The sequence below is a fragment of the Sulfuricurvum sp. genome (assembly GCF_028713855.1).
Classification (GTDB): domain Bacteria; phylum Campylobacterota; class Campylobacteria; order Campylobacterales; family Sulfurimonadaceae; genus Sulfuricurvum.
Genome location: NZ_JAQTNN010000015.1, coordinates 1 through 25,053 on the forward strand (window position 1 = coordinate 1; position 25,053 = coordinate 25,053).

23 protein-coding genes, 3 tRNA genes and 1 pseudogene are annotated in these 25,053 nt (G+C 41.5%); 11 read left to right on the forward strand and 16 right to left on the reverse strand.

Annotated features, from left to right (window positions below; genetic code table 11):
• The 8 genes and pseudogenes from PHI47_RS12120 to PHI47_RS12155 form a co-directional block, all read left to right on the forward strand.
• A pseudogene (locus tag PHI47_RS12120) lies at positions 1 to 617 on the forward strand (hypothetical protein); the annotation flags it as partial.
• 1 nt (position 618) lies between these two features.
• A complete protein-coding gene (locus PHI47_RS12125; RefSeq protein ID WP_299937791.1) occupies positions 619 to 1,677 on the forward strand; it encodes a DUF2169 domain-containing protein in 1,059 nt (352 codons plus the stop codon).
• On the forward strand, positions 1,670 to 6,385 hold the full coding sequence (locus PHI47_RS12130) for an RHS repeat-associated core domain-containing protein (protein WP_299937793.1): 4,716 nt from the start codon (positions 1,670 to 1,672) through the stop codon (positions 6,383 to 6,385). Before PHI47_RS12125 ends, PHI47_RS12130 begins: the two co-directional genes overlap by 8 nt.
• A gap of 50 nt (positions 6,386 to 6,435) precedes the next feature.
• Entirely contained in the window at positions 6,436 to 6,909 is a 474-nt protein-coding gene (locus PHI47_RS12135; RefSeq protein WP_299937796.1) for a hypothetical protein, read from the forward strand.
• On the forward strand, positions 6,906 to 7,862 hold the full coding sequence (locus PHI47_RS12140) for a hypothetical protein (RefSeq protein ID WP_299937798.1): 957 nt from the start codon (positions 6,906 to 6,908) through the stop codon (positions 7,860 to 7,862). Before PHI47_RS12135 ends, PHI47_RS12140 begins: the two co-directional genes overlap by 4 nt.
• Positions 7,850 to 9,103 carry an RHS repeat-associated core domain-containing protein gene (locus tag PHI47_RS12145; RefSeq protein ID WP_299937800.1) on the forward strand — a complete coding sequence of 418 codons (1,254 nt, stop codon included), beginning with the start codon at positions 7,850 to 7,852 and terminating at the stop codon, positions 9,101 to 9,103. The genes PHI47_RS12140 and PHI47_RS12145 overlap by 13 nt, the downstream gene beginning before the upstream one ends.
• A gap of 13 nt (positions 9,104 to 9,116) precedes the next feature.
• Positions 9,117 to 9,710, forward strand: coding sequence for a hypothetical protein (locus tag PHI47_RS12150; RefSeq protein ID WP_299937802.1), 594 nt, complete (start codon positions 9,117 to 9,119; stop codon positions 9,708 to 9,710).
• Positions 9,711 to 9,713: 3 nt separating this feature from the next.
• Positions 9,714 to 10,388 (forward strand): hypothetical protein, encoded by a 675-nt coding sequence (locus PHI47_RS12155; protein WP_299937805.1) that lies wholly within the window; start codon positions 9,714 to 9,716, stop codon positions 10,386 to 10,388.
• A 37-nt stretch (positions 10,389 to 10,425) separates the two neighbouring features.
• On the opposite strand, the gene PHI47_RS12160 is transcribed toward PHI47_RS12155, so the two are convergent.
• From PHI47_RS12160 to PHI47_RS12190, 7 genes are all read right to left on the reverse strand, one after another.
• The gene (locus PHI47_RS12160) at positions 10,426 to 10,920 is read right to left on the reverse strand and encodes a histidine phosphatase family protein (RefSeq protein ID WP_299937808.1); all 495 of its coding nucleotides are present in this window, start codon (positions 10,918 to 10,920) and stop codon (positions 10,426 to 10,428) included.
• Positions 10,917 to 11,162: a hypothetical protein gene (locus tag PHI47_RS12165; protein ID WP_299937811.1), complete on the reverse strand. Its 246-nt coding sequence runs from the start codon at positions 11,160 to 11,162 to the stop codon at positions 10,917 to 10,919. Before PHI47_RS12165 ends, PHI47_RS12160 begins: the two co-directional genes overlap by 4 nt.
• A 17-nt stretch (positions 11,163 to 11,179) precedes the next feature.
• Positions 11,180 to 11,548 (reverse strand): hypothetical protein, encoded by a 369-nt coding sequence (locus PHI47_RS12170; RefSeq protein WP_299937813.1) that lies wholly within the window; start codon positions 11,546 to 11,548, stop codon positions 11,180 to 11,182.
• Positions 11,549 to 11,647: 99 nt separating this feature from the next.
• Positions 11,648 to 11,920 carry a GIY-YIG nuclease family protein gene (locus tag PHI47_RS12175; protein ID WP_366882966.1) on the reverse strand — a complete coding sequence of 91 codons (273 nt, stop codon included), beginning with the start codon at positions 11,918 to 11,920 and terminating at the stop codon, positions 11,648 to 11,650.
• A 35-nt stretch (positions 11,921 to 11,955) separates the two neighbouring features.
• Positions 11,956 to 12,032, reverse strand: a tRNA-Met gene (locus PHI47_RS12180).
• Between the two features lie 59 nt (positions 12,033 to 12,091).
• Positions 12,092 to 12,168: transfer RNA gene (locus PHI47_RS12185), tRNA-Met, on the reverse strand.
• 9 nt (positions 12,169 to 12,177) lie between these two features.
• Positions 12,178 to 12,252, reverse strand: a tRNA-Gln gene (locus PHI47_RS12190).
• A 155-nt stretch (positions 12,253 to 12,407) separates the two neighbouring features.
• Between PHI47_RS12190 and PHI47_RS12195 the strand changes: the two genes are divergently transcribed.
• Together PHI47_RS12195 and PHI47_RS12200 are read left to right on the forward strand one after the other, a co-directional pair.
• A complete protein-coding gene (locus PHI47_RS12195; RefSeq protein ID WP_299937815.1) occupies positions 12,408 to 13,445 on the forward strand; it encodes a bifunctional 3,4-dihydroxy-2-butanone 4-phosphate synthase/GTP cyclohydrolase II in 1,038 nt (345 codons plus the stop codon).
• A 67-nt stretch (positions 13,446 to 13,512) separates the two neighbouring features.
• A complete protein-coding gene (locus PHI47_RS12200) occupies positions 13,513 to 14,271 on the forward strand; it encodes a complement resistance protein TraT (RefSeq protein WP_299937817.1) in 759 nt (252 codons plus the stop codon).
• Here the strand turns inward: PHI47_RS12200 and PHI47_RS12205 are convergent.
• The 8 genes from PHI47_RS12205 to flgA are packed head-to-tail and all read right to left on the reverse strand — an operon-like array spanning position 14,268 to position 20,834.
• Positions 14,268 to 14,624 carry a VanZ family protein gene (locus tag PHI47_RS12205; protein ID WP_299937819.1) on the reverse strand — a complete coding sequence of 119 codons (357 nt, stop codon included), beginning with the start codon at positions 14,622 to 14,624 and terminating at the stop codon, positions 14,268 to 14,270. The genes PHI47_RS12200 and PHI47_RS12205 overlap by 4 nt on opposite strands.
• Entirely contained in the window at positions 14,621 to 15,322 is a 702-nt protein-coding gene (cysE, locus tag PHI47_RS12210) for a serine O-acetyltransferase (RefSeq protein WP_299937821.1), read from the reverse strand. Before cysE ends, PHI47_RS12205 begins: the two co-directional genes overlap by 4 nt.
• Before the next feature lie 9 nt (positions 15,323 to 15,331).
• Positions 15,332 to 17,161 (reverse strand): biosynthetic arginine decarboxylase, encoded by a 1,830-nt coding sequence (gene speA / locus PHI47_RS12215; RefSeq protein WP_299937824.1) that lies wholly within the window; start codon positions 17,159 to 17,161, stop codon positions 15,332 to 15,334.
• A 9-nt stretch (positions 17,162 to 17,170) separates the two neighbouring features.
• Positions 17,171 to 18,400: a histidine--tRNA ligase gene (hisS, locus tag PHI47_RS12220; RefSeq protein ID WP_299937826.1), complete on the reverse strand. Its 1,230-nt coding sequence runs from the start codon at positions 18,398 to 18,400 to the stop codon at positions 17,171 to 17,173.
• A complete protein-coding gene (tmk, locus tag PHI47_RS12225) occupies positions 18,397 to 18,978 on the reverse strand; it encodes a dTMP kinase (protein ID WP_299937829.1) in 582 nt (193 codons plus the stop codon). Before tmk ends, hisS begins: the two co-directional genes overlap by 4 nt.
• On the reverse strand, positions 18,963 to 19,454 hold the full coding sequence (gene coaD / locus PHI47_RS12230; protein ID WP_299937832.1) for a pantetheine-phosphate adenylyltransferase: 492 nt from the start codon (positions 19,452 to 19,454) through the stop codon (positions 18,963 to 18,965). The genes tmk and coaD overlap by 16 nt, the downstream gene beginning before the upstream one ends.
• Entirely contained in the window at positions 19,447 to 19,974 is a 528-nt protein-coding gene (locus PHI47_RS12235) for a UbiX family flavin prenyltransferase (RefSeq protein WP_299937835.1), read from the reverse strand. The genes coaD and PHI47_RS12235 overlap by 8 nt, the downstream gene beginning before the upstream one ends.
• Entirely contained in the window at positions 19,971 to 20,834 is an 864-nt protein-coding gene (gene flgA, locus PHI47_RS12240; protein WP_299937837.1) for a flagellar basal body P-ring formation chaperone FlgA, read from the reverse strand. The genes PHI47_RS12235 and flgA overlap by 4 nt, the downstream gene beginning before the upstream one ends.
• Before the next feature lie 414 nt (positions 20,835 to 21,248).
• On the opposite strand from flgA, the gene PHI47_RS12245 reads away from it, so the two are divergent.
• Positions 21,249 to 23,267 carry an EAL domain-containing protein gene (locus PHI47_RS12245; RefSeq protein ID WP_299937839.1) on the forward strand — a complete coding sequence of 673 codons (2,019 nt, stop codon included), beginning with the start codon at positions 21,249 to 21,251 and terminating at the stop codon, positions 23,265 to 23,267.
• Between the two features lie 15 nt (positions 23,268 to 23,282).
• Here the strand turns inward: PHI47_RS12245 and sulP are convergent, their stop codons facing one another.
• Positions 23,283 to 24,950, reverse strand: a complete 1,668-nt coding sequence (sulP, locus tag PHI47_RS12250; protein ID WP_299937841.1) for a SulP family inorganic anion transporter — start codon at positions 24,948 to 24,950, stop codon at positions 23,283 to 23,285.
• Positions 24,951 to 25,053: the final 103 nt, after the last annotated feature.

Here is a 25,053-nt window from a genome sequence, read left to right on the forward strand (position 1 = left end):
TCATCATCAGTTACCTTAACGGTAATATCGATAGACCCATCATTATCGGAATGCTCCATAACGGTGAGAACACCATCCCCTACGATCTACCCAACACCAAAACCCAATCCTACATCAAAACCCAAACCACCCCACAATACACCGATACCGAAGGGTACAACGAAATACTCTTCGAAGACGCTAACTCCAACGAACAACTCAACATCCGAGCCCAAAAAGATTACAGCCTCTTAGTCCTCCATGACGCAACCGAACATATCCAACACGATAGAAGTGAAACAGTCGACAACAACGAAGACGTTACTATCCACGGCTACCGAACTGAGAGAGTCAACAAAAGCAAAACAGAAACCATAGACATAGCAAAAGCCCTAACCATAGGTGCAGGGTATCAGGTATCCGTTGGGGCTAGTAAGAATGAAACGGTGGGGATTAGTAGTACGGAGCAAGTGGGAGTGATGAAATATACGATAGTCGGGAAACGATACGAAGTGCAAGTCGGAGCAAGCAGTATGATTATGAATGACGATGGAACTATTATGATTCAGGGAAAAAAAATATCGATAGTGGGCAGTGAACATGTTGATATGAAAAGCAAATTGGTGGATATTAACTAATATGAGTTTGAAAAATCACACTCCATTTCCGGCACTGGCATGGGAAACTCTGGATCAGAATAATACACCCTATATAAGTGTCGTATGTCGTGTTAAATTTAAAATCGTTATGGATCATGCAGGTACCCATTTACGTATCGATCCGGAGCAGGGTGAGTTGTTTGGACGTGATATCTATTATGAGGATGATGATCGAGAATTACGTTATCCATCCGATTATATAGCCTACAAAAAGAACACCGATATTATTGTCAATGCCCATAGTTTTGCGCCCGATAATCAGCCAAGCCAACGATGGCAATGTTCGGTGGAAATAGCGGATGTAGAAGATAGAGCGATTCTTCATAAAACCTTGCAGGTGTGCGGTGAGCGTTTTTGGCGGCGTGGATTTATCGGTTGGAAGCTTGATGAACCTAGTGAATGTTTACAAGTGCCTATTCGGTATGCGTATGCGTACGGCGGTGAAATTATCGATGAAGAGGGGACGCGTGTACTCTCTTACGATGATAACATAGCCGGAAGAGGATTACTGGAAAAAAAACACTCTTTGAAAATACAGATGGCTCCGCAAATAGAGGCTATTGATGATCCGATTGATGAGGGTAAACCGTATCATCGCTATGTGCCGCAGGGATTTGGTGCAATCGATCGAGTGACGAACATACGACTCGCACATGCGGGTCGATACGATGAGGAATGGCTAGCGACACATCACCCCAATTTGCCGCAAGATTATAACGAGGCCTTTAACCAAGCTGCCCATCCTGATCTTATTTACCCAGGGTATCTTCAATCAACAGCGAAATTTCGAATGATTAATCTTACGCGAGAGCATGCGAACATTACCTTTAACCTGCCCGGATACTCGTTGATAGCACGTTTCGTAATGAATACGGGATCGATAGAAAAATCGATGAATATCGATACGGTGATTATCGATATCGAAGATGAAGACCCCGAAAAACGCTCAGTATATGTAACATGGCGGAGCCGTTATCTGATCGAAGAAGAGATCCAAAAAGTAGAAATTTCATTCAAACAAGAGGAAAATCATGGCTAAAAATTTCGGAGCACGAAAAAACAGCAAATACAAAGTCGTAAGTTCCTCTCCGAGTGTTAATAAAACCCCCCGTGGCGATTCCACACCGGATGTCCCTTATGACGTACAGCAGGATTTGAGTGGTGCAGATGCCGTATCTCCGAATGTCTTTTTTAATGGCGATCCCGTTTATGTAAAAACTTCCCACAGTACCAAAGTCACCGGAGATGAAAAAGGGAGTAAGGGTGGTGTCAAATCCGGAACCGTCGGAGCTCAATCCGATCCCATAGAGGCAAGTCCGAGTGTATTTGTAAACGGTAAAGCAGTAGTGCGTGTCGGCGACGTGCAGTATATGCAAAACAAAAACACCGTCGGTAAAGTGACCACTTCCGAGAGCGGGAGCGCGGCGCATATTACCGATGAAGGGAAAATCGAGGGAGATACCCAACCTGAGCCGATTGCAATGCCCTATGCCAAAAATAAACCCACAAATAATTCAGGAACGGGAACCTTAGGCGCACGCACAGGCTCACCCGTCCTCCTCAAAAGCGGGAAACTGCTTTATCGTGTCAGTGACGCGACGTTTATCGCACCGATCGGATTTCATCTTCAGCGTATTTATATCGGTGATGCTCGTATTGGAATATTTGGTAATGGATGGCAATGCAGTTATGAAACGAGACTGATACGAACCGATCCGCATACTCTCAGTCTCACGTTCAGAGATGATCAGGTGTTCCGTTTTTCTTACAGCGACAAAGGATTTATCGATACCGACGCATTGGGTGCCAAACTCACTTTGCTCAGCGCTCAAACCTTTTTACTCGAATACTATAATGAACCTCGCAGTGAACTTTATGTTAACACTCATCTTTTGGAGATTAAAGACCTAAACGGCAATACTCTAAATTTTGTCCGCGAAGCGAACGGAAAACTGGTTCGGATGACCTCCGCCTCCGCATCATTGACATTTGAGTATAACCGCAACGGTCACGTTTCTCGTATTGTTGATCATACCAATCGTACATGGAACTATACGTATGATAAACACTATAATCTCATAGAGGTCATCGATCCTCTGGCTGGTGTAACCTATCATCGTTACGGTGTTCAAAAGCCTCATTTACTGGAACGTATCATCGATCCGAGCAATATTACGATTCTCGAAGTGGGTTACGATACGACAGGATGTGTATTGAGTTACCGCGAAGGGGGAATAAGCTACACGTACCGCTATGAGAAGAACCGGGTGGTAAAGACCGAGAAGGTGAATGGCGAAGCCAGAGATACCACCCTGGGGTGTGAAGTAGGGTACCAAACATTTTACGGTTTAGATGATTGGGGTGTAATTCGGGCTATTACGTATCCCGATGGCTCCACAACGCGCGAAGAGTTTAACGACGGTACCTCCGTCACTGTCGATCAGGGTGGGAATAGCTATAGTAAGGTATTTGACGAACGTCATCGTTTGATTCGCGAAGTCAGCGCAGATAAACGTGAGACACTCTATATCTATGATCGAAACAACCCGAATTACACATCAATGACACGGTGGGATAAAATTACCGCCCGGACATTCGATGAGCGCTATAACCTCCTTAGTGTCACGTATCACGACAAATCAAAAGAGATGTATGCCTACGATGATCGAGGCAACATGGTCTCCGAAACCGATCGTTCAGGAAGTATGTATTCATATGCTTATAATGATTTTGGACAGCATATCCGTGTCAGTGACGCCTTGGGCGGAGTCACCCAATACGTGTATGATGAACTGGGCAACATGACCACCATTATCGATCCGATGGAGCGAATCACAAGATTCGAATACGATAAACTTTCCCGCCTCATTGTAATCTCGGATAACGCCAAAAATACGATACGTCTCTATTATGACAAAGCAGGGCGATACAGTGCACTTACCGATGCACTTGGAAACACAACCCGTTATGCTTATGATGAGAACGGATTTTTGGCTCGCGAGATCCTCCCAAACGGTGAAAGTCGTACCTTTACGTATGAGCGAGGGCTGCGAACATCGATGACCCTTGAAGATGGTAAAAACATTCGAATGGATTACGATAAAATGAGACGCCTAATCTCACGAACCATTGGCGATAAGACAACCCGCACCACCTACGACACCCTAGGCAACATCCTAAGTGTAGACGACGGCACAACGGTGGTAGAATACGTCTATGACGTCAATGCCAATATCGTATTGGAACGTTTAGGAGACGACAGTGTTTCGTATGCCTATAACGCTGATGGAACCCGACGCTTTATCGGATACGCAAACGCTCACTATATGCTCAAACGTGATGAGAGCGGAAACCTCAGTGAAATACAAAAAGCCCTCGAATCGTATAAACTAAGCTACCTCTATGGAAACCGTCTCGCTTCCATCAGCTACCCGAACCAAACCGCTGAGAAAAGCACCTTCGATCCATTGGGCAGACTCATCGAGAAAAAACTCCCCGATACTGAGCTAACTTACACCTACGATAAAAGCTCGATGATCACCGTCCGTAACGATACCGCATATACCTACGATGAGCTGTGTCGACTGATCAGAGCAGGGGAGAACGCCTATCTCTACGATATCAGCGGAAACCGTATCGATGATGAACAGAGTCTTATAGACCCCATCACCAACCGCCTAATGCAACGAGGTGATGAAACCTACCAATACGATACCCTCGGACGACTGATAGAGAAAAAAACACCGAGCACCATCACCGAATACACCTACAATATCGAAGGATACCTCGGAGCCTATATCCGTTACGACGGATTGCATCAAGAGGTTCTCGTTTCGATCTTTTTCATCTATGATCCATTAGGACGAAGACTCAGTAAACACTATAAAAGTTCAAAAGAGACCTATCACCACCGTTACCTCTACGCAGGAGATAACATCGTAGCGATTTACGATAACGACACCAATGAGCTGTTGGCGACACTGTTACACGAAGAGGGGATAGACACACCGCTCTCCATCAGCCGTTACGATAAACCCACCCTCAGTACCTGGGAAATGGAAAAACTCGATCCGGATGAACATTACCTTTACGAACAATCACTTATCCATACCTGCTACTACCACAGAGATCATCAGAATTCTATAATCGCTCTAACCAACAAAGAGAGAGAAATCGTAGAAAGTTACAGCTATGACGCTTTCGGAAACATCACCCAGCACACCAAAACCCTAGAGACCTATAACCCCTACGGCTACACAGGACGAGAAGCAGACACCGATGATCTCTACTACTACCGAGCACGATACTATGACCCAACCCTAGGACGCTTTATCACCCCTGACCCGATAGGCTTTGCAGGAGGAGATACGAACTTCTATAGATATGTCGGGAATGATCCGGTGAACTTTGTGGATCCGAGTGGGTTGCTAGGAACCGGGTATCCTCAAAACTCTTCTCAAAATACACTATCGAGTAGCTTTGAAAGTTTCAATAACGCAATACGAAATTTCTTTTCTCCGAATCCTAATAAATCTGCAACCGTCAATAAAGGAGATGGAGGCAAAATTATCGGAACAGCATCCAAAGACTGCATGATTACGAATGCCTATTTTGCTAAACGTACCAAACAAGAAGTAGTTGACGGAACCGCAAATTATGTATTTGAACATAATAACAATACAAGCGGCACACATAAAAAACAAATTGCTAAAGTTATCTACGAGAAAGTCAAAAGTGCCTACGGAGATAAATACCCTACCAAAGCTTCTATCGAAGAGGCATTAACAAAAGATAGCTACAATGCAGGGGAGAAAATCACGTTCAAACTTTACAAAAAACAAGAAGTGTCTCTACGTATCACCGAAGCATCTATTGGAGAAAAGGTAACTTTGGTAGCAACCTTAGGAGGATGCCCAGCAGGACAAAACGTTACCTTTAAAATCTATGAGAAATCACCGATGCTGACAACAGCAGGTAAAGAACTCATCGTACTGAAAGACGGAGCAGAACTCACCGAAGTGACTGAAACTTCACAAGGGACTTACGCAGCTATCGAAGTGGAGCTACGTCCGAAAAAAGATAGAAAGTCATCACCAACCGATACATCACCGAGTTTGGAATTGTGGCAGGAGAAGTTTACTCCTAATAAATTCGATCATTTATGGCTCAACGTCAGCTGTCCATCTGCCAAAAACAAGCAGATGAATTGTTTACAAGGGAATGGAGAAGCGTTGAAGGTGAAAAAGAGAGGGTTAATGTTCCCATTTGATCATATTCCATCAGAAAGTTATAAGATTGGAATGAGAAGTTTTGGATCAAATCGTTCTAATGGCGCCAGAAAGCATGCTGGCTGTGATTTGTATGCTCCAGCAGGAACGAAAATTTATGCTATGTCAGATGGTAAAATAATTGCACATAGATTTTTTTATACAGGCACATGGCAAATTACTATTGATCATGGTGATTTTATTGTTCGATATGGAGAAGTAAAACCTGATGCTCATGGAATTGCATCTGGTTTATCAATTGGTTCTACAGTAAAACAAGGACAGCATATTGGTTATGTTGGAAGACTCGTTTTTGCTGATGGAACGGTTATGTCTATGTTACACTTAGAAATGTATACAGGAACAGCAACAGGTGAATTCACAAATGTATCAAATCCACCTTATTTGAGGAGAGAGGATTTGATCAATCCTACTGCATTTTTAGATCAATCATCTACAAACTTACCAAAGGGAGAATAAAAATGTTTAAAGGTATCGCGATAATCTTTTTTCTAGCTATAACTCAGTTAATGGCAAAAGAATTGGTATTAAATTCTAGTGAACAACAGGCACTTCAAAATATTGGGGTGAATATTGTCAATATTGCTTCTATCGATCAAGGTTATGTAGAAGACATAAATCTAAAAAGTACCGTTGTTTTAGGGAAGATTGTTTTGGATAGTAACTTTACAAAAGCTAATGTATATGATCCATTCACGAATTCAAAGATAGTGTATAACGGTAAAAAGAGAAATGCAATTTTGATTATTACAGGCAATAAAGTGCAGGTAGTAGTTGAACATTATAGTAACTATCAAGAGACAATTGGCTCGGTATACCCATTTAAAATCCAATTTTTTTCTGCAAAAAAACTATCTGATTTTTTACCGAAAACTATAAAAACTAAAGAAGGAATCATACTTCCTACGGGAGCTGGTATTGATACTTATTTATTTTGGAATGGGAAAAAATTTGTATTGGTGATGACGGATGAAATACCATGAAAAAAGTTCTAATTTTTTTGATATTTTTACTATTTACTTCGATAATTTTAGCATCTGAAAGTAGTAATATCTATAGTTTTACAATACGAAATGAATTGCATAAAGAGCTATTTAGTTCAGATAGTAAGTATTTTTATTTTCGAAATGGTAATTTCGTTGAAATGTGGGATACAAAAGAATTAAAATGTTTACGCAAATTCCCAATCGATACAAAGAATAAATGGGAAATTGTTTCTATAGATATTTACAATAATAAAAGTTATCTAATGATTGCAGAAAAAACCTCCATCAAATTGTGGGATATTTCAACTGGTGCATTAATTAAATCAATTAAAGGCAGAGAAATTTCCACAGCAGCTTTTGATTTTCATGGGAATATTCTCTACTCAGTTGAAACGAAGGATGAGTTTGCTATCAATTTTTGGGATATCCAAAGTGATAAAGTTCAGTATCAAACAGATAGTAGCTACTTGATTACAAGTATGAAAGTTTGTGATGCAAACACGTATTTATTTTACAATGATACCCATTTGTCTATATATGACTATCATTCAAAAAAGTTTATATGGAATAATAAAATAAACCCTTTTCAAGATGATTATATTCATTATGCAGTATGCGAAAAAGATGGAAAGTCAGTATTGGCTGGAAGTAGTAAATTACTACAGATAAATAAAAAAAATGGAAAAACAACTAGAAAACATTCTGATACATATATTTATTCCATAAGTCAAAATCAAAAATATATAGCTGTAGTAGATGAAGTCAATCAAATTTTAGAATTACATTTTATGAAAACAAATCAAATATTACAGAAAATGCATTATGAAGGACGGATTAGTTCTGTGATTTTCAGTCAAGATGAAAAAAATGTATTGATTGGCATAGATGGCACACATAATGGTAATAAAGGGCAAATTGAAGAGTACTCATTTAAATTATGGAGACTTTAAATATTGCAGTACGTGATTACCAAAACTCGATTCTCTCTCTAACAAATAAAGAGGGAAAGAGCATCGAGAGCTACAGCTATGACGCTTTCGGAAACATCACCCAGCACACCAAAACCCTAGAGACCTATAACCCCTACGGCTACACAGGACGAGAAGCAGACACCGATGATCTGTACTACTACCGAGCACGATACTATGATCCCACCATCGGCAGATTTATTACCCCTGACCCGATAGGATTTGCAGGTGGGGATACGAACTTCTATAGATATGTCGGGAATGATCCGGTGAACTTTGTGGATCCGAGCGGGTTGCTAGCAAACATGGCAGGCGCATTGGCACAATTAGCTTCTATTAACCGTGGACACTCTGATGGCAATCCGTTTAACGGTATCGTTCCTGATACTTCTCTATCTAAAACCGTTGCTCCTAACTCGACCCTACCACAGGGGAAAACAAACACGCAAACCAATAAACTTAAGACGGCACAAACGACATCAAAGACAGCTCAAACCAATAAAGGTGATGGAACAAAAATAAAAGGGGATGTCAAGCCGATTGTGGATGAAAAGTGCAAAGATCAGAAATGGTTTGATCCTATTAAAGATCCGCAGTTGGCGAATTATACAAAAGGTGGGGGTAAAGCTCCGTATTGGAATGTGTTTGGTACGGGTAGAAAGGGGAAAATGCATGGGGGTGTCGATTTATTAGCAATGCCAAAGACATTAGTATATGCTTGTGTAGATGGAACCATATCAATTGGAGATATGCAACCAAAGCCACCACAAAAAGTTAGTTATGGCAAATATATTCTTTTAAAAGCAAAATGTCCTGCATTTGTAAGAAGTCAAAAAAAAGCTTATTCTTTGCCCTATAAGAAACAAGGTGAAATGGAAAAAGAGTCTGAATTTACTGAAAACGGTGATTTATACTTTTTCTATGCTCATCTTTTAGAAGTGGATGAAGCCATCAAAAAAGCTTTTGAACGTGGAGAAAAAGTTGAAGTAAAAGCTGGTGATAAAATTGGAAAAACGGGGACAAGCGGATATGATACAAGTGCCGATCCACATTTGCATTTTGAAATTAGAAGCAGTAACAATTTGAAAAAAGGTTCAAATAATAGGGCTAATCCCGGTTTTTATATGAAGTACAAGCTGCCTGCTGAATTAACATCAGATGAAAGTGCATCACAAAAAGAGGTTGCTAAAAAAAGACAGGGCGATCCAAGTACACTAAGATAAGAAAGGAAATCTGATGAAATGTTTTGAAATTGCTGTTTTTATAGCATTATTTGTAAGTTCAATAGTTAATGCGGCTTCTGAAAAGCTGCCTGCTAATAGTGAGTTTTTGACTTGCAATAAGATGGAATTGCATAAAAGAGTACAAGATTATGATCCACCTATGAATACATATTTTGTGTATAAAAACTATTTAATACAGCCAGATGATAGAACTATGGTAGACACATCTTATATAATTAAAAATAATAATATAAGATTAAATACTTTGACGTTAAAAAATACCGGAACATTGATTCATACTGAGGCATCAATATGTAACAATACAAAAAATAACGAATACATTATTATTGAAGATGAATGGGAAGGTGAAGATGCAGGTAGTGGAACTGGAGTTTTAGTCATTGACATATCGAATAATACCGCTAAAAAACTCTACAGAGATAACTTCGATGATGAGCGCTATACTCCAAAAAAACTACTAAATCAACAAAAATATCTTCCAATAACTCCCACTTTATTTGAAAAAGACGGCGGACTTTACATGAAAGTTGGTTCAACCTACAAGTCGGACATTATCACTTTGAAAAAATCAAATAGCGGAAAATAAAATATGAATCAATATTTAGCTTTAATCATTCTTTTACTTTTTTCTGGAGTTATGCTTCATGCTAAAAATAGTAAAGATGTGAGGATTAATGAAATTTCAAAATCGATTTATCTGCAAGCTTATAAAAGTACTAAACATTCTCCAAAAAGTATTTATAAAGTAACAGACATAAATATTGCTAAAAAGCTATTGGCTGGAATGGTTAAACTTGGTATACCAAAAAAAATGTTAGATGTACCAAATGATTCACAGAGAATGATTATAAAAATTTCAACTAAAGCAGGAAAAATAATAACAAAAGCAAATCCCGATGATCCAATTTGGTTTGTAGCCTACTATCCAAATGAAAACTATTTATCTGTAGAAGGTGAATATCCGGCTGATTATGGATTTGATTTGAACACTGGAAATATAGAAATGGGCAGTCCCGAAGATACATATATTTCTCCAAATAGTAAATATATCATTACAGGTGCATATAATGGGATGGAATGTTATGGAAATCATATAATGATCAGTCAAAATAGGAATTATAAAACTTTTTATAATTTTTCAAATGATGTTGGCTGTTACTTTACTGATGAATTTTGGCAAGATAATAACAATTTTTTCTATTCGATGAAGATTGAAGAAGAAAAGGGTAATACATGGAAATATTATCATGTAAATATTAAGTGATTTCTAATGAAAAAGCATAATACAATATATAAAGTCGTTATCGGTGTTGTTTCGGTGTATCAAAAAAGAGTAATTCTGCTGCATCAAATCCGATAGTTTTCCAGTTGGCTTCTTTTAACTGCATTGCTACAGCGCCGCAGGTGGGGATATTTTCTATATCTGCACCACACAGTGCATTGACACACTCGGTAAACTCAGGATTGTGTCCAAACACCATGAGAGTTTCGCATGTGTCTGAAACAGCTCGTATCACTTCGAAGATGGTTTCAATATCGCTGTCATATAGGGATGCGTTATAGGTGATAGTATCTTCCGGGTAGGAGAGTTTTCGGGCGATTTCCATAGCGGTAGTTTTGGCTCGTTGTGCCGGACTGGAGAGGATTAAATCGGGATGAATATGTTTTTGAGATAATGATGTCCCCATCAACGGAGCATCATACAAACCTCGTGCATTCAATTCTCTGTCAAAATCATGTAAAAAGGGATTGCTCCAATCAGATTTTGCATGACGGATCAGAATGAGCGTTTTCATAGCGGATTACTGTCATTGAGTGGATGATTACCCCAGACATCTCGTAATTTCTGGGTGTAATAGGTTAGGGCATCCGAGCGTTTCATCCGTTTAGGTTTGTCTTTGATATGCAAGGTACTAATAAACTTTCCCTCTATCATCTGGATACTCATGATCTCATCATAAACGCACTCCCCGTACGTTCTTCCACGAGGGTATTCTACGCAAACGTTATGATTATTTTCGTCAGTTATTACAGTCATATTGGGTATCCTAGAATTTAAAAACTCAGTCCGAGTTCGCTTAAAAGGGCTTGTTTCTCTTTGGCTGGGTTATCGAAAAAGCGATCTTTGATATCATCTTCCAAGATTGCAATGTCATCGAAAAGCTCAGCATCATCTTTTTCCGGGAAATAACGGTTTACTTCCTGTGCCACGAGTTCAAGATCTGTTTCAGAGATTTCATCATCATTTAACAATCCGATACGATTCGTATGCTCGATGGTGGAGAGGGCACGGAGAAGATAGAGCTTTTCACATCGATCATCATCAGGCTCATTATAGACCCAAGTGTTGATTTGGTTGATCTCAGAACGGTAAAGCAGGCTAGACTCTTTGATAGTGTTTTTTTGCTGTAGTGATAGCGCCATAAAAACCCTTTTCTTTAATGATTAATGGTAATAGTTGAAGTTTAATAAGAGATTGTACACTGTTTTAAGAACAAAATGAAAACAGAGATACGGTCTCACCTAAGGAGAAAGACTTAATAAGTCATTTTTCTGTTGACGGCTCATTTTTTTGATTACAAGCTCACGTTTGAGGGCAGTGCTTTTATCCATGCATGCCTCTTGATATACCAGTATCACAGGACGACGATATCGAGTATATTTTGCCCCTTTATCAGAGGTATTATGCTCTAGTATCCTTTTGTCCAGATTATTGGTGATTCCGGTATAGAGAGTTCCATCATTGCATCTAAGAATGTAAAGTATATAAGGAGTTATCATTGGAAGTTCATTCATATTAAGAAGTATAACATAAGAGATAAATTAGTGATTGGTTGCGGAAGCAGGATTTGAACCTACGACCTTCGGGTTATGAGCCCGACGAGCTACCGGACTGCTCTATTCCGCGGTAAAAAAAGTGGGTTTCTATTATCTATATTTTATAGGGTAGAAGTCTAAAGTCTAGATTGGTTGCGGAAGCAGGATTTGAACCTACGACCTTCGGGTTATGAGCCCGACGAGCTACCGGACTGCTCTATTCCGCGGTATAAAAGTGGATGGGGTAGTAGGACTCGAACCTACAATCTACAGTACCAAAAACTGTTGGCATACCATTTGCCTATACCCCAACATTGTGTTGTGAGGCCGAAATTATAGACACTTTTAACAAATTTGTCAAGTGCTTCGATAATAACGGCGTTAAAAAAGAGCATTTTTTTTATTGTGATAGTTTTTTAACCCTTTTACTTTATAATTAGTCCAAATATTACACAAAAGAGTTTTTATGTCAGCAGTGCAACGGGTCTTGGATGCTATCGAAGAGTTTAAAAAAGGGCGAATGGTAATTATGGTCGATGATGAGGATCGTGAAAACGAGGGAGACCTTGTTTACGCTTCTGTTTTTTCAACCCCGGATCATGTTAATTTCATGGCTACTCATGCAAAGGGACTGATTTGTGTCGCTATCAATCCAAGTATCGCTAAACGCCTTAGTCTTGAGCCGATGGTGAAATCGAATACTTCGATGCATGAAACAGCATTTACGATCTCAGTGGACGCTACAGCAGCGACTACGGGGATTTCAACGGCAGAGCGGGACATGACCATCAAAATTCTGGCCAATCCTCTTTCGCATTCTTCTGAATTGGTCGCTCCAGGGCATATTTTTCCTCTGATCGCAAAAGAAGGAGGAACTCTGGTTCGAATCGGGCATACGGAAGGCTCTGTCGACTTGTGCCGACTTTCCGGACTAGCTGAATCTGCGGTCATTTGTGAAATCATGAAAGAAGACGGAACAATGGCACGTCGGGATGATTTGGATGTCTTTGCTGTAAAACATAACCTTAAAACGGTGTATATCTCAGACATCGTTGAGTTTCGTCTCGCGAATGAGACTTTGGTTAAAGCAGTGTCAGAAGAGGAGATCGAGTTTTTCGGTGTTCACGTTAAAAAATACGAGTTTGCCGATCATCAGGATAATCGTCATACGGCTGTGGTTTTCTATAAAGCGGGAGAGACAGCGAATGTTAAAGTTCATAATGTTGTTCCGGATATCGACTTACTGCTTAATCAAAGCAAATACGCTCATCTGATTGATTCGATCCATTATCTCAAACATAATAGCGGTGTATTGCTCTTTATCAACAAACCGCATCATCAGCAGGTGAATATGAAGGAATACGGTATAGGTGCTCAAATTCTCAAATCTTTAGGGGTGAAACATATGCGTCTTATTGCGGAATCAAAAGTGTCTGATTTTGCAGGGCTTAGCGGTTTCGGATTAGATGTCATAGAGACGATAAATCCCATGGATGAACATTAATCGTTATTATCCTTATTTAAGGCGAGTTTGTTTACAATAAATTGTATTAACAACGGAGGATATGAGAATGGAATTAAAAACTATTGCAAAATCGCTTTTGCTGGCAGGGATGTTCAGCATGGTCGCGATTCAATTTACCGGATGTGGGGCAGCTCATACGGCGATCAAAAAACGTAATCTTGATGTACAGACCAAAATGTCGGAAACGATCTTTTTAGAACCGACAGAAGCGGAGAAAAAAATAATTTTTATTGATGTTCGTAATACATCCGATAAAGATATCAATGTCAAAGCACCTATCATCACTGCCCTTCAAGCACAAGGGTATACCATTACCAATAGTCCGCAAAAAGCCAACTTTATGTTGCAAGTGAATGTACTCCAAGTGGGTAAAACTGATCTTCGCGAAGCACAGGGTGCATTGTCCAGCGGATTTGGCGGAGCTGTCTCAGGAGCTGCTGTAGGTGTTGCGACAGGATACGCATTTAACGGCGGGAATAGAGATGCTGCTGCGGTTGGTCTTGCCGGTGCGGCACTTGGATTTATCGGTGATGCATTGGTAGATGATACCTATTTTAGTATGATTACCGATGTACAGATTCGTGAGCGCCCGTTAGCAGGGGAAGTAGTAACGCAGACACAAGCGGCGAATATTAAACAAGGAACTTCCACTAAGGTCAAACAAGATATTCAAGGTGGCAAAGTAGAGTGGAAAACGTATCGTACGCGTGTTGTGAGCACGGCAAATAAAGTAAATCTCGATTTTGCGGAAGCGCAGCCGGTGTTACAGGAAGCATTGGGAAAATCACTTTCAGGACTTTTTTAATTAATACCTTCTCGCCCCATTACGGGGCGCTTTTTTTCTATCAATCGACTTAGTACTATCCCTAACATTAATCCGATACTATCTGCAAAAATATCTTCAATAGATGCCGTTCGTGTCGGTAAAAAAGATTGAACCGTTTCGATAAAGAGTGCATAGAAAAGCATAGACACTACAATACGCTGTATCGTATGGATAAAAGCAAAACGATAGAGTAATAGTAATACTGTAAATGCGGCTGCATGATTGAGTCTGTCACTGAAAGAAGCAATTGGAGGAAGCCCCGAATAATCAGGGAGAAATGCGAGTGTAGAGATAATGATCAAGCTACAAAAAAAAGCGATTTTAGAGATCAATTTTTCATTGCCTTGATAAATGATTCATAGATGTTTTCGAGCTGTAAATCTTGTTCGAGGATTTCTGTGTTGTCCTGCACCATATAGTGTTCCAATACGGCGACTCGGCGGAGGAGATATTCAAACATCTCTTTGTTGATATCGGGAAGTTTGTTATGACTGAACGGGTCTTTATCTCGCCCTTTTTGGATGACGTGGGCGGGGATACCGATCGCGGTGCTGTTGTCAGGTACTTCGCGTACGACGACGGAGTTGGCTCCGATTTTAGAGTTGGCTCCGATTGTAATATTCCCTAAAACTTTTGCCCCTGCACCGATAACAACACCGCTTTTGATCGTAGGGTGACGTTTACCGGCGACAAGGCTCACCCCTCCAAGGGTAACCCCTTGATAAATGAGTACATCATCCTCGATCACGGTTGTCTGTCCGATGACAACGCCGAAGCCATGGTCGATAAAGACACGTCGACCGATCGTAGCTCCCGGATGGATATCAATGTTGGTGAAAAGCTGATTTATACCCATCAATATGCGGGCAACGGCACGAAAGCCGTTTCGATAGAGTCGGTTGGAGATACGGTACCAAAAAATGGCCCACACACCCGGATAGTTGAAAAAGAGTTCGATGCGAGAACTGATAGCGGGATCATTCTTGTAAACGTTCGAAAAATCTTCGGCAATTTCAGAAAAAAGTCCCAAATTCAATCCTTATCGTGTGGTTCGCAAGTACCCGTTTTGGTACAGGTACATTTCGAGTTTTTGAAGTGTATCACTTTTTTCTTCTTCTGTCCTAAAATCACTCACGGCAAGTTTATTTTTAAGGTTTGTCAGAAGTTTAGAAGCGTCATAGCCGATATCTTCGAGGATATTGAGAATGTTATCGGACTCTGTGAAATTTTCAATTTCATATCCGGTATCACTGATTAAGATGGTACATTCACTCGGGTGGGTGAAGAGATTGTGGTTCATCCCTAATGTCTCTTGATAAGCACCGACGTTGAAAAAGGCAAGAAAGTATTCCTCTTCGTCCAAATCAATATCGTGCAGATAAAGAGGAGCCTCAGGTTTGAAGCGGATCTCGCCGTCACTGTCACAGGTAATATCCCACAAGCTTGCCGCACGGATGGCTGGGACATCGAGACGATCAAGCGGCATAATCGGAAACTGCTGCTGTAATCCCCAGTAATCGGGGATACTTTGGAAGATAGAACTGTTGATCAGATAGCGTTCTTGGAGCTTCACTTGCAGACGTTCGATTTCAGGCATAGGGTTGTCTTGGGAAAGATAGAGCGATTTTTTGATAATCTGATGCACTAAAATTTCTGCATTGGAACGATCTTGCAAGTCAATGTGCCCCAAATTAAACAAAGTAAGCAATGACTCCATGTGATCCAACGCATCATGCATGTACTCGATGCAGGTACGCGGTGAGAGCAGCGAATTTAATTCACGCAGCTCTTCGATGAGAGGCGGATTATTCTCTTTGAGTTTGAGCGATTTTGCTTGATAGTCGTGTGAAAAAAGCTCAAGTACCGGCGCGATCAAAACGGAGTGGGATGCAACAACAAAACGGCCTGATTCGGTATAAATATCAGGATGATCAACCCCTTTTGCATTCATGATCTCACGAAGAAGGAAAACAACACTGTTGGAGAACTCTTCGAGTGTATAGTTACGCATCCGATTTGACGTATGTTGAGAATATTCAACCGCAAGTCCCCCACCGATATTGATCGCTCCGAGGTTATCTGCTCCCATCTTTTTGAGTTCGGCGTAAATATTTCCCGCTTCACGCAAAACCCGTTTTAGAGTAGAGATATCCTGCATTTGTGAACCGACATGGAAATGGATCATACTGAAATGATCGACGAGGTTGTTTTCTTGGAGCATGTTCATTGCTTCGATAAGCTCGGTTGATGTTAGACCGAATTTAGAACCTAATCCGCTGCTTTTTGCCCAGATACCGCTTCCTTCGGATTGGAGACGGATACGGATTCCGATATTCGGTATTTTGAGATTACATGATTGGGCTACATCGATAATCCATTCAAGCTCGCCGAGACCTTCGATCGTGATGGTAATGTCATGACCCATTTGGGCTGCCATAAATCCGAGTCGTACCATCTCTTCATCTTTAAATCCGTTGACGGTAATGGGTGAACCGATAGCTGTTTTTGCCATAGCAATGGCAAGCTCGGCTTTAGAACCGGCTTCCAAGCCATATCCGTATCGTTCGCCGTGTTCGACGATTGCATCGACCGCTTCAGGAAATTGATTTACTTTAAGCGGAAATACTGCCCGGAATTTTCCGGTGTAATCGTTTTCAAAGATAGCGCGATGAAAATTAGAATACAAAAGATCGATTTGTTTTCCGATCAAATGGGGGAAACGCAAGATTAATGGCCCGCGAAGGTTGGTTTTACGTATTTTTTGGCTGATTTCAATCAATGAGGGGGAACTTTTATAGTTAACTTTAACCATCCCCTGATCGATCATAAAGTTGTTTTCACCCCAAATATCTATACCATAGTTTTGCATGTTGATCCTTTATAGGGCTAATAGAGATAATAGTTCGTTCATCGGGATCACCGATTCGGTTTTTTCCACCAAATCTTTGATCCAAATCGTGTTTTGAGCCAGCTCGTTTTCACCGATAACGGCGCAATAGCGGGCATTGATACGATCAGCACCCTTGAGGTGCGCTTTGAGTGATCTAGGTTCGTATTCAACGACTGCCTTTTGGGTACGGCGGATTTTTTCAGCGCACAAAAGGATAGGGGTAACGGCTTGGGCATCCATTGCGCCCAGATAGTATCCCTCGCGTACCGTTTCAGGCATCACGATGAGTTCCATCAAACGCTCAATCCCCAAGGCAAATCCGACGGCAGGAGTCGGTTTACCGTCCAGAAACTCGATCAGACGATCATAGCGTCCGCCGCCGGCGATAGCGCTTTGGCTCCCGATGTTATCACTGACGAATTCGAAGGCAGTTTTGGAATAGTAATCCAATCCCCGTACGAGATTCGTATCGATCTCATACGCGATGTCGTGTTGATCTAAAATCGTTTTAAGGGTATCAAAATCGCTTTGACACCCTTCGCATAGGTGGTGGATAAGTTTTGGAGCATTGATGTACAAGATTTGGCAGGCTTCATTTTTACAATCCAACACGCGGATAGGGTTGGTAAGTTTACGTCGTTCACAGTCACCACAAATCGCATCACCGCAGCTCTCGATAAAGCCGACGAGCTGTTCACGGTAGGCTGGCATACAGTTTTGATCTCCGAGAGAGTTGAGTTTAAGGCGGTATCCGATTCCCAGTGCTTTTAGGATATCAGCTACCATCATGATCATCAGCGCATCTTCATAAACAGAGTCTACACCGAAACTCTCAACCCCAAATTGATGGAACTCCCTTAGCCGGCCTTTTTGGGGACGCTCATAGCGAAACATCGGTCCGTTATAGTAGAAACGGTGAATACCGCCTTTTTTGTCCAATTTGTGCTGAACGAATGCGCGGACAACTCCGGCAGTTCCTTCAGGGCGTAAACAAACATCATTCTCACCTTTATCGATGAATTGATACATCTCTTTGCCGACAATGTCGCTGGATTCGCCGACGGAACGTTTGAACAATGCCGTTTCTTCGAGTAGGGGAGTTTCGATGTAATGAAACCCGTATCGCTTGGCGATAGTGGAAGCGGTGGTTAAAAAGTATTCAAAACGCTCATACTCCTCGGAGAGGATATCGTTCATTCCGCGCAAAGATTGGATCATAAGGCTCCTTTGATAAGGGTGGTAATTTCATTGGTAATTGTATCGATAGATTGTGTCGCATCGATTACATGCGTTTGGATTCCGAGTGCATACGCCGAAGCGATGAGAGCATCTTGGATACTAAGGAGGTAATCAATTCCCCGTGATTCGATAACATCGTGCTCTTTTTGGCTTAGACGATAGCCTAACTCTTCGGGGGTGAGCTTTAAAATAAATACGGTGTCGGGCAACGTTCCTCCGGTGGCGAGACGGTTGAGCATAACCAGTGTTGCTTCGTCACACAGATCTTGGACGCTTGCGTACGCCATACCCGATACAGCGGAGCGGTCACTAATGATAAGCTTGTTCATATTGGGTAATATTACCGATTCGGTATGCTCGGCACGATCGGCTAAAAAGAGCAAAATCTCGGCCATTTTGCTTTTGAGATTGCCAAAGAGTACCATGTTCCGGATTTCAACACCTGTCGGTGTACCGCCCGGTTCTTTTGTAATCAAAGCATCCGGGAAAAGGGAACGTAATGCTTCGATCTGAGTGCTTTTTCCGGCAGTATCGATCCCCTCTATTGCAACGTACATGATTTCATGCTCCCGATAACATTTTGGACAGCCGTTGGAAGAAGATGGACCGTTTTGCCATTGAACTTAAGCAGATTTCGAACAATAGACGAACTGATAAAAGCGTGTTTGAGTTTCGGCATCAGATAAACGGTTTCGATGTTCGGATCGAGTGAGTTGTTGAGATAGCCAAGTTGCAGTTCAAATTCAAAGTCGCTTACCGCCCGAAGACCACGTATAAGGACAGTTGCACCGAGTGCATTGGCAAGTTCAACCGTAAGGTTGTCAAATCCGACAACCTGTACTCGTTCTAAGTCTTTGACCGCCAGTTTAACCATCTCGACACGCTCATCCAAAGTAAACATAGGCTTTTTTTCCTGAGAATCGGCAACGGCAATAATTACGTCATCAAAGAGTTTGATACCCCGTTCAATAATATCAAAATGGCCGTTGGTTATAGGGTCGAATGTCCCTGGATAAAGAGCAATTTTATGCATCAGGATTCCATCGTTTATAAAGATTATTCTCGATTCCGAGAAGATCGAACCATTTGCCGATCATAAAGTTTTCCATTGATTCAAGGTCTTCTTGATCCCCGTAGTATGCTAATACCGGCGGGGCAATAATAACTCCCATCATCGAGAGCTTGTGCATATTCTCCAAGGCAATCGGTGAAAATGGTATTTCACGTGGAGCGAGGACTAAGGTGCGGCGTTCTTTAATCATCACCGCAGCGGCACGGGTAATGAGGTTGTCGGCAATCCCGCAGGCAATTTTAGCGAGGGTATTCATACTGCAGGGAGTGATGATCATCGCATCGGCGCCATACGAGCCTGATGCTACGGAAGCCCAGATTTCGTCGTTTTTATGAAGGGTAAGATTCTCTTCTTTTTCTAAAACGATATTGGCATGATCAGATACAATGAGGTGTTTTTGCACATTAGAAGGGAGTGCGCGTACGAGTTTTAGACCCAACGCTGCACCGCTTGCTCCGCTGATCCCTACGACGATTTTCATTGTAATTCCACCCGATTTTCTCCGATTACTTTGGCTTTGACACGCTTGCCGTCACTTTTTTGGATCGTAATAATATCATAGAGTAACCCTTCTTGTGTTGCAGTAGCCCCAAACTCCACAATAACTGACTCATTTTGGACCTCGACGATTACTTGTGCATTTTTTAAAACCAATGGAATTTCTTCGACATTACGGACGGTTAAAAGTTGAGAAGCTTTGATCGTGGAACGAAATCGTGAAGGGTGATCAGGCAAGGCTGTCAGGGGAGTGTCTCTAAATGATTTAAACGGGATGTTCTGGAGCTGTGTATTCGAATTGTTCAGATTTTCTTTGCGTAAAACTTTTTGGTTTGTGTGGAGAACATCGAGAGAGGCATTAACAGCGTAATCGAGATAGTGTCTAAGGCCCTCACGATCGAGAATATAAAAGGTTCCGCCAGCATTTTGATAGAATCTTGAATCAAATACACCGCGTGTCTCTTTTCCTAAAGAAGCTAAATAGCCTCGCGGCGTAATAGTGATTCCTTCGATATGGATCGAAGGGTATTTTTCTCTCAGCAAATCGGAAAGTTGTTGTTTAATAGGGGTGAAATCTACAGGGCTATGGCGAGTAAAGTTGACGTAGCGGGTTTTTGAAATATCGAGTATAAATCCGTTAAGTTCAAATGTTTTGGCAATGACCTGAGCATCTATACGGTATTGAGTCTTATCGGTGGGAATTTGGAGAAGTTCAAATTTTTTGGGAATATCGGGAACCAGATCATTGGAATAAATCGTGTGATTAACATACTCATAGTTTTCAGCCAAGTCATAGCCATTTAGAGTAAAAAAACAAAACATCAACAGCAGTAATTTATACATTCTATAATTGTAACATAACGGAATTTGTTTTTCATCTCTCTTACGTTATCCTACCTCTTATATTTTATAAATCAAGTAGATTGTGATATGACTTTTAGAAAAAAAGATTTTTTAATGGAATTGGATACGGGTGAAAAAGAACAAATCCGGACTGAACAAGTTAGGATTGCTTATAAACAATCATTTGTGTCGGTTTTTCCTCTTTTTTTCGCAGGAGTGATAATTGCGCATATGTTTTTTCAAACGCCAGTTTTTTTAATAACCACTGTATGGTTCCTGGCAGTTATTTTGACCTTGCTTTGGCGTCTTTGGTTATTGCGTATCTTCCGTATTCATCCAGAAAAGCATGATACGAGGACATGGGAAAGGCATTTTGCCTATGTGATGTTGAGTTCGGCAGTGGTGTGGGGTAGTGTGGCGTTTTTTATTTTTGAATCGCCTAATGTTCTTCAACAATTTTTTCTCATTTTTCTGATTGCCGGAATTTCATCCATTGCATCGGGAACGTTGGCTTCACTGTTTGGGTTAGCAGTGCTTTTTTTATTACTTCTTCTCGCTCCTTTGTTTTGTGTGATGTTTTTTACCGGTGGTATGGAATACCAAATGATGGGTATTTTGGTTATAGCATTCTTCGCTCTTTTGGTCAGTGCGGCTAGACGAATACATCAAAATATTATGAATGCTCTTAAATCTAAAATATTGCATGAAAAAGCAACACAAGCTTTGAATCTCTCCGAAGAGCGTTTTGAAACGATTTTTAAAGATGCACCTGCCGGTATTTTCTATTATGACAGTGATTTGATTGTTATCGATTCAAATGTTGAGATGATGCAAATATTGAAAATCAACAAAGAAAATATGATCGGTTTGGATTTGAAAAAACTTCCCGACAAGTGTTTAGATGAGGCAATAAGTGCACCATTCGGGGAGCATAAGGGATACTATGAGGGTCCCTATACGTCAATGATCAAAAAGCTTGAGCTTTGGATTACGTTACGTACGTCGCCGATGTATGATACTAAGCGTAATATTATCGGCGGTGTCGCTATTGTCACCGATATTACGGAACGGATTAATGCCGAAGAAAAGATAAAACATCAAGCTTACTTTGATGCTCTGACCGATATACCTAACCGTATACTGCTTAAAGACCGGATCGAACAGTCATTAGCTCACTATCGACGCCATCATAATCTGATCGCAATAATGTTTTTGGATTTGGATCATTTTAAAAGTATAAATGATTCTTTGGGACATCATATCGGTGACTTGCTTTTAATAGAAACGGCATCACGATTGACCTCTATTTGTCGAGAGGGGGATACCGTTGCTCGTCTAGGCGGCGATGAGTTTGTTATTTTATTGAATGAACTCGGAACTAATCCTCACGTTGCAGCAACGCGTGCGGAGACTGTAGCTGAAAAAATCCATAATGCTCTTTCTATTCCATTTGATGTAGGGCAGACAGAAGCGATAATAACCAGTTCCAGTATTGGAATTGCTATTGCTAACTCTGATAATCAAAATGCGGATGATTTACTAAAATTTGCTGATACCGCAATGTATCAAGCAAAAAAAGAGGGGAGAAATACGACCCGATTCTATCAGGAAAAGATGGATCAATGGATCAAGAAACGGCTCTTTTTGGAAAACGGTCTGCGTCATGCCATTAAAAATGGCGAATTGGAACTTTATTATCAGCCAGTGCTCGAAATTGTGACGAAAAGGATTGTCGGTGCAGAGGCATTATTACGGTGGAATCATCCTGAAATGGGATTGGTGATGCCTGATGAAATTATCGATATTGCCGAAGAGAGCGGATTGATTGTCTCTATTGGGGAATGGGTGCTTCGTGAAGCATGTACACAGTTTGTACAATGGCGAGCCGCTCACATGAATAAATGGCATATTGAACGTATAGCGGTTAATGTCAGTGCGGTACAGTTTCGCCAGAGTGATTTTGTTGATAAAGTGATCCGTATTGTTGCGGAAACGGGAATTGTCCCATCTATGCTTGAACTTGAACTTACCGAATCGATGATTATTGACAAAATGGACAGTGTTATCAATAAAATGAATCGACTTCGCACGGCCGGAATCAGTCTATCTATGGATGATTTCGGTACAGGGTATTCATCGCTTGCATATCTCAAACGGCTTCCGTTTACGACGCTCAAAATTGATCGCAGTTTTATTCGTGACATTATGTCGGATAAAGATGATGCGGCATTGGTCGAAACGATCCTTTCGATAGCATCGATTTTTAATCTCGATGTAATTGCGGAGGGGGTTGAGACGATTGAGCAGTTTAATTTTTTAGAACGTCATGGATGCGGCTATTTCCAAGGGTATCTTTGCAGTAAGCCGGTACAGGTACCGACGTTTGAAGAGTTACTGAATTATGATATCCAGAGCTGTCAATCGAATTATTAACATCGATTGGCTTTTTTAGCTTTTTCGCCCTAAAATTTCATTTGTCCGCAGGATTGCTTTGTCGATGTGATCGACGATATTTTCTTCCCCGATTTTTTCATCGATATGGGATTGGGATATAAAGCGACGCACTTGAGGATTAACTCCTGAGAGTAATAATACCGTATGATTATGGGTGAGACGTTCATGTAAAATCTCGAGAGCATGCAAACCTGCAGCATCAATGAGCGGGACGTATCGCATACGCAGGATAAATATTTTAGGAGGGGTTTCAAAAAGTAAAAGGGTATCTACCAGTTTTTCGGCAACACCGAAAAAGAGGGGGCCTTGGATCTCGTAGACCTCTACACCCTCTGGGATTGATTTATTGTGGATTGAGTCGGGATCATCCTCTTCACTCTCCACGGAGCGTATTTGCGTCGCTTTCATCATTTGATCGATAAAGAGGATCGAGGCAAGGGCAATCCCCGCTTGAATGGCGAAGTTCAGATCGACGAGGACGGTCAGCAAGAAGGTAACGATCAAGACGATCCTATCGCTTCGAGGAGCCTGCATAATCTCTCGGACGTGTTTTAGTTCCGACATATTCCATGCAACGACCATCAAAATAGCTGCCAAAGCCGCCAGAGGAACTTTTACAATTAAGGGTGAGAGTAAGAGCATAAACAAAAATAGCCATACTGCGTGCATAATCCCAGCTACCGGCGTTCGTGCACCGGCTTTGACATTGGTGGCAGTACGGGCGATGGCTCCTGTGGCGGGGAGGCCGCCGAAAATAGCGGAAGCGATATTGGCGATTCCCTGCCCCATGAGTTCGGCATTTGATTTATGGCGTGTTCCGCTCATCCCGTCAGCAACTACCGCCGATAAGAGCGATTCGATGGCGGCAAGGGTGGCAATGGTGATGGCATCGGGGAGAAGCAAACGCATTTTTTCAAATGTGATTGTCGGCCATACTGGGGTCGGTAGCATGGAGGGAATTGCCCCAAATCGGCTTTCGATCGTCTCCACTGGGAGTCCCAATGCCCAAACTGCCATCCCTGAGAGCACCACGACGACAATAGGTCCCGGAACTTTAGGGATATAGCGTTTGGTGAGGAGGATGATGCCGATAGAGGTAAGCGCAACAAGAATGGCGATAAAATTGGTTTCATGCAAGTGAGTGACATAAACGGTGAGTTTATCGAGAAAATCGGGAGGGACGGTTGTAATGGAAAGGCCGAAAAAATCTCGTATCTGTGAAAAGGCGATTAATAGTGCGATCCCGGATGTAAACCCGACGATGACAGGGTAGGGGATAAATTTAATCATCTCCCCTGCGCGGAAGAAAGCCATGATGATGAGTATGCCTCCGGCCATTAACGTGGCGAGCACCAATCCCTCGTAACCGTGTTTCATGGCAACTGTGGCAACGGTTACGATAAACGCGGCTGTAGGACCACCAATTTGATAGCGACTACCTCCGTGTGCTGAAATCAAAAAACCGGCAACGATTGCGGTAAAGAGTCCTCGTTCAGGTGGGAGATTGGAAGCAATAGCGATTGCCATGGCGAGTGGCAGTGCGACAATGGCAACGGCCAGACCGGCGATCGTATCAGCACTAAAATCAGACCATGAGTAGCCTTGGCGACGAAAAAGGGTAACAAGTTTAGGCTCTAATGAGTCGTGAATCGAGCGCAGCATCGAAGATCATCCTTGGATAACGTGTTGCGACAGTGTATCACTTGATATCGGTCAAGTCAAATTATCCGTTATTTCTTTATAATCTCAATAATTTATTTATGCA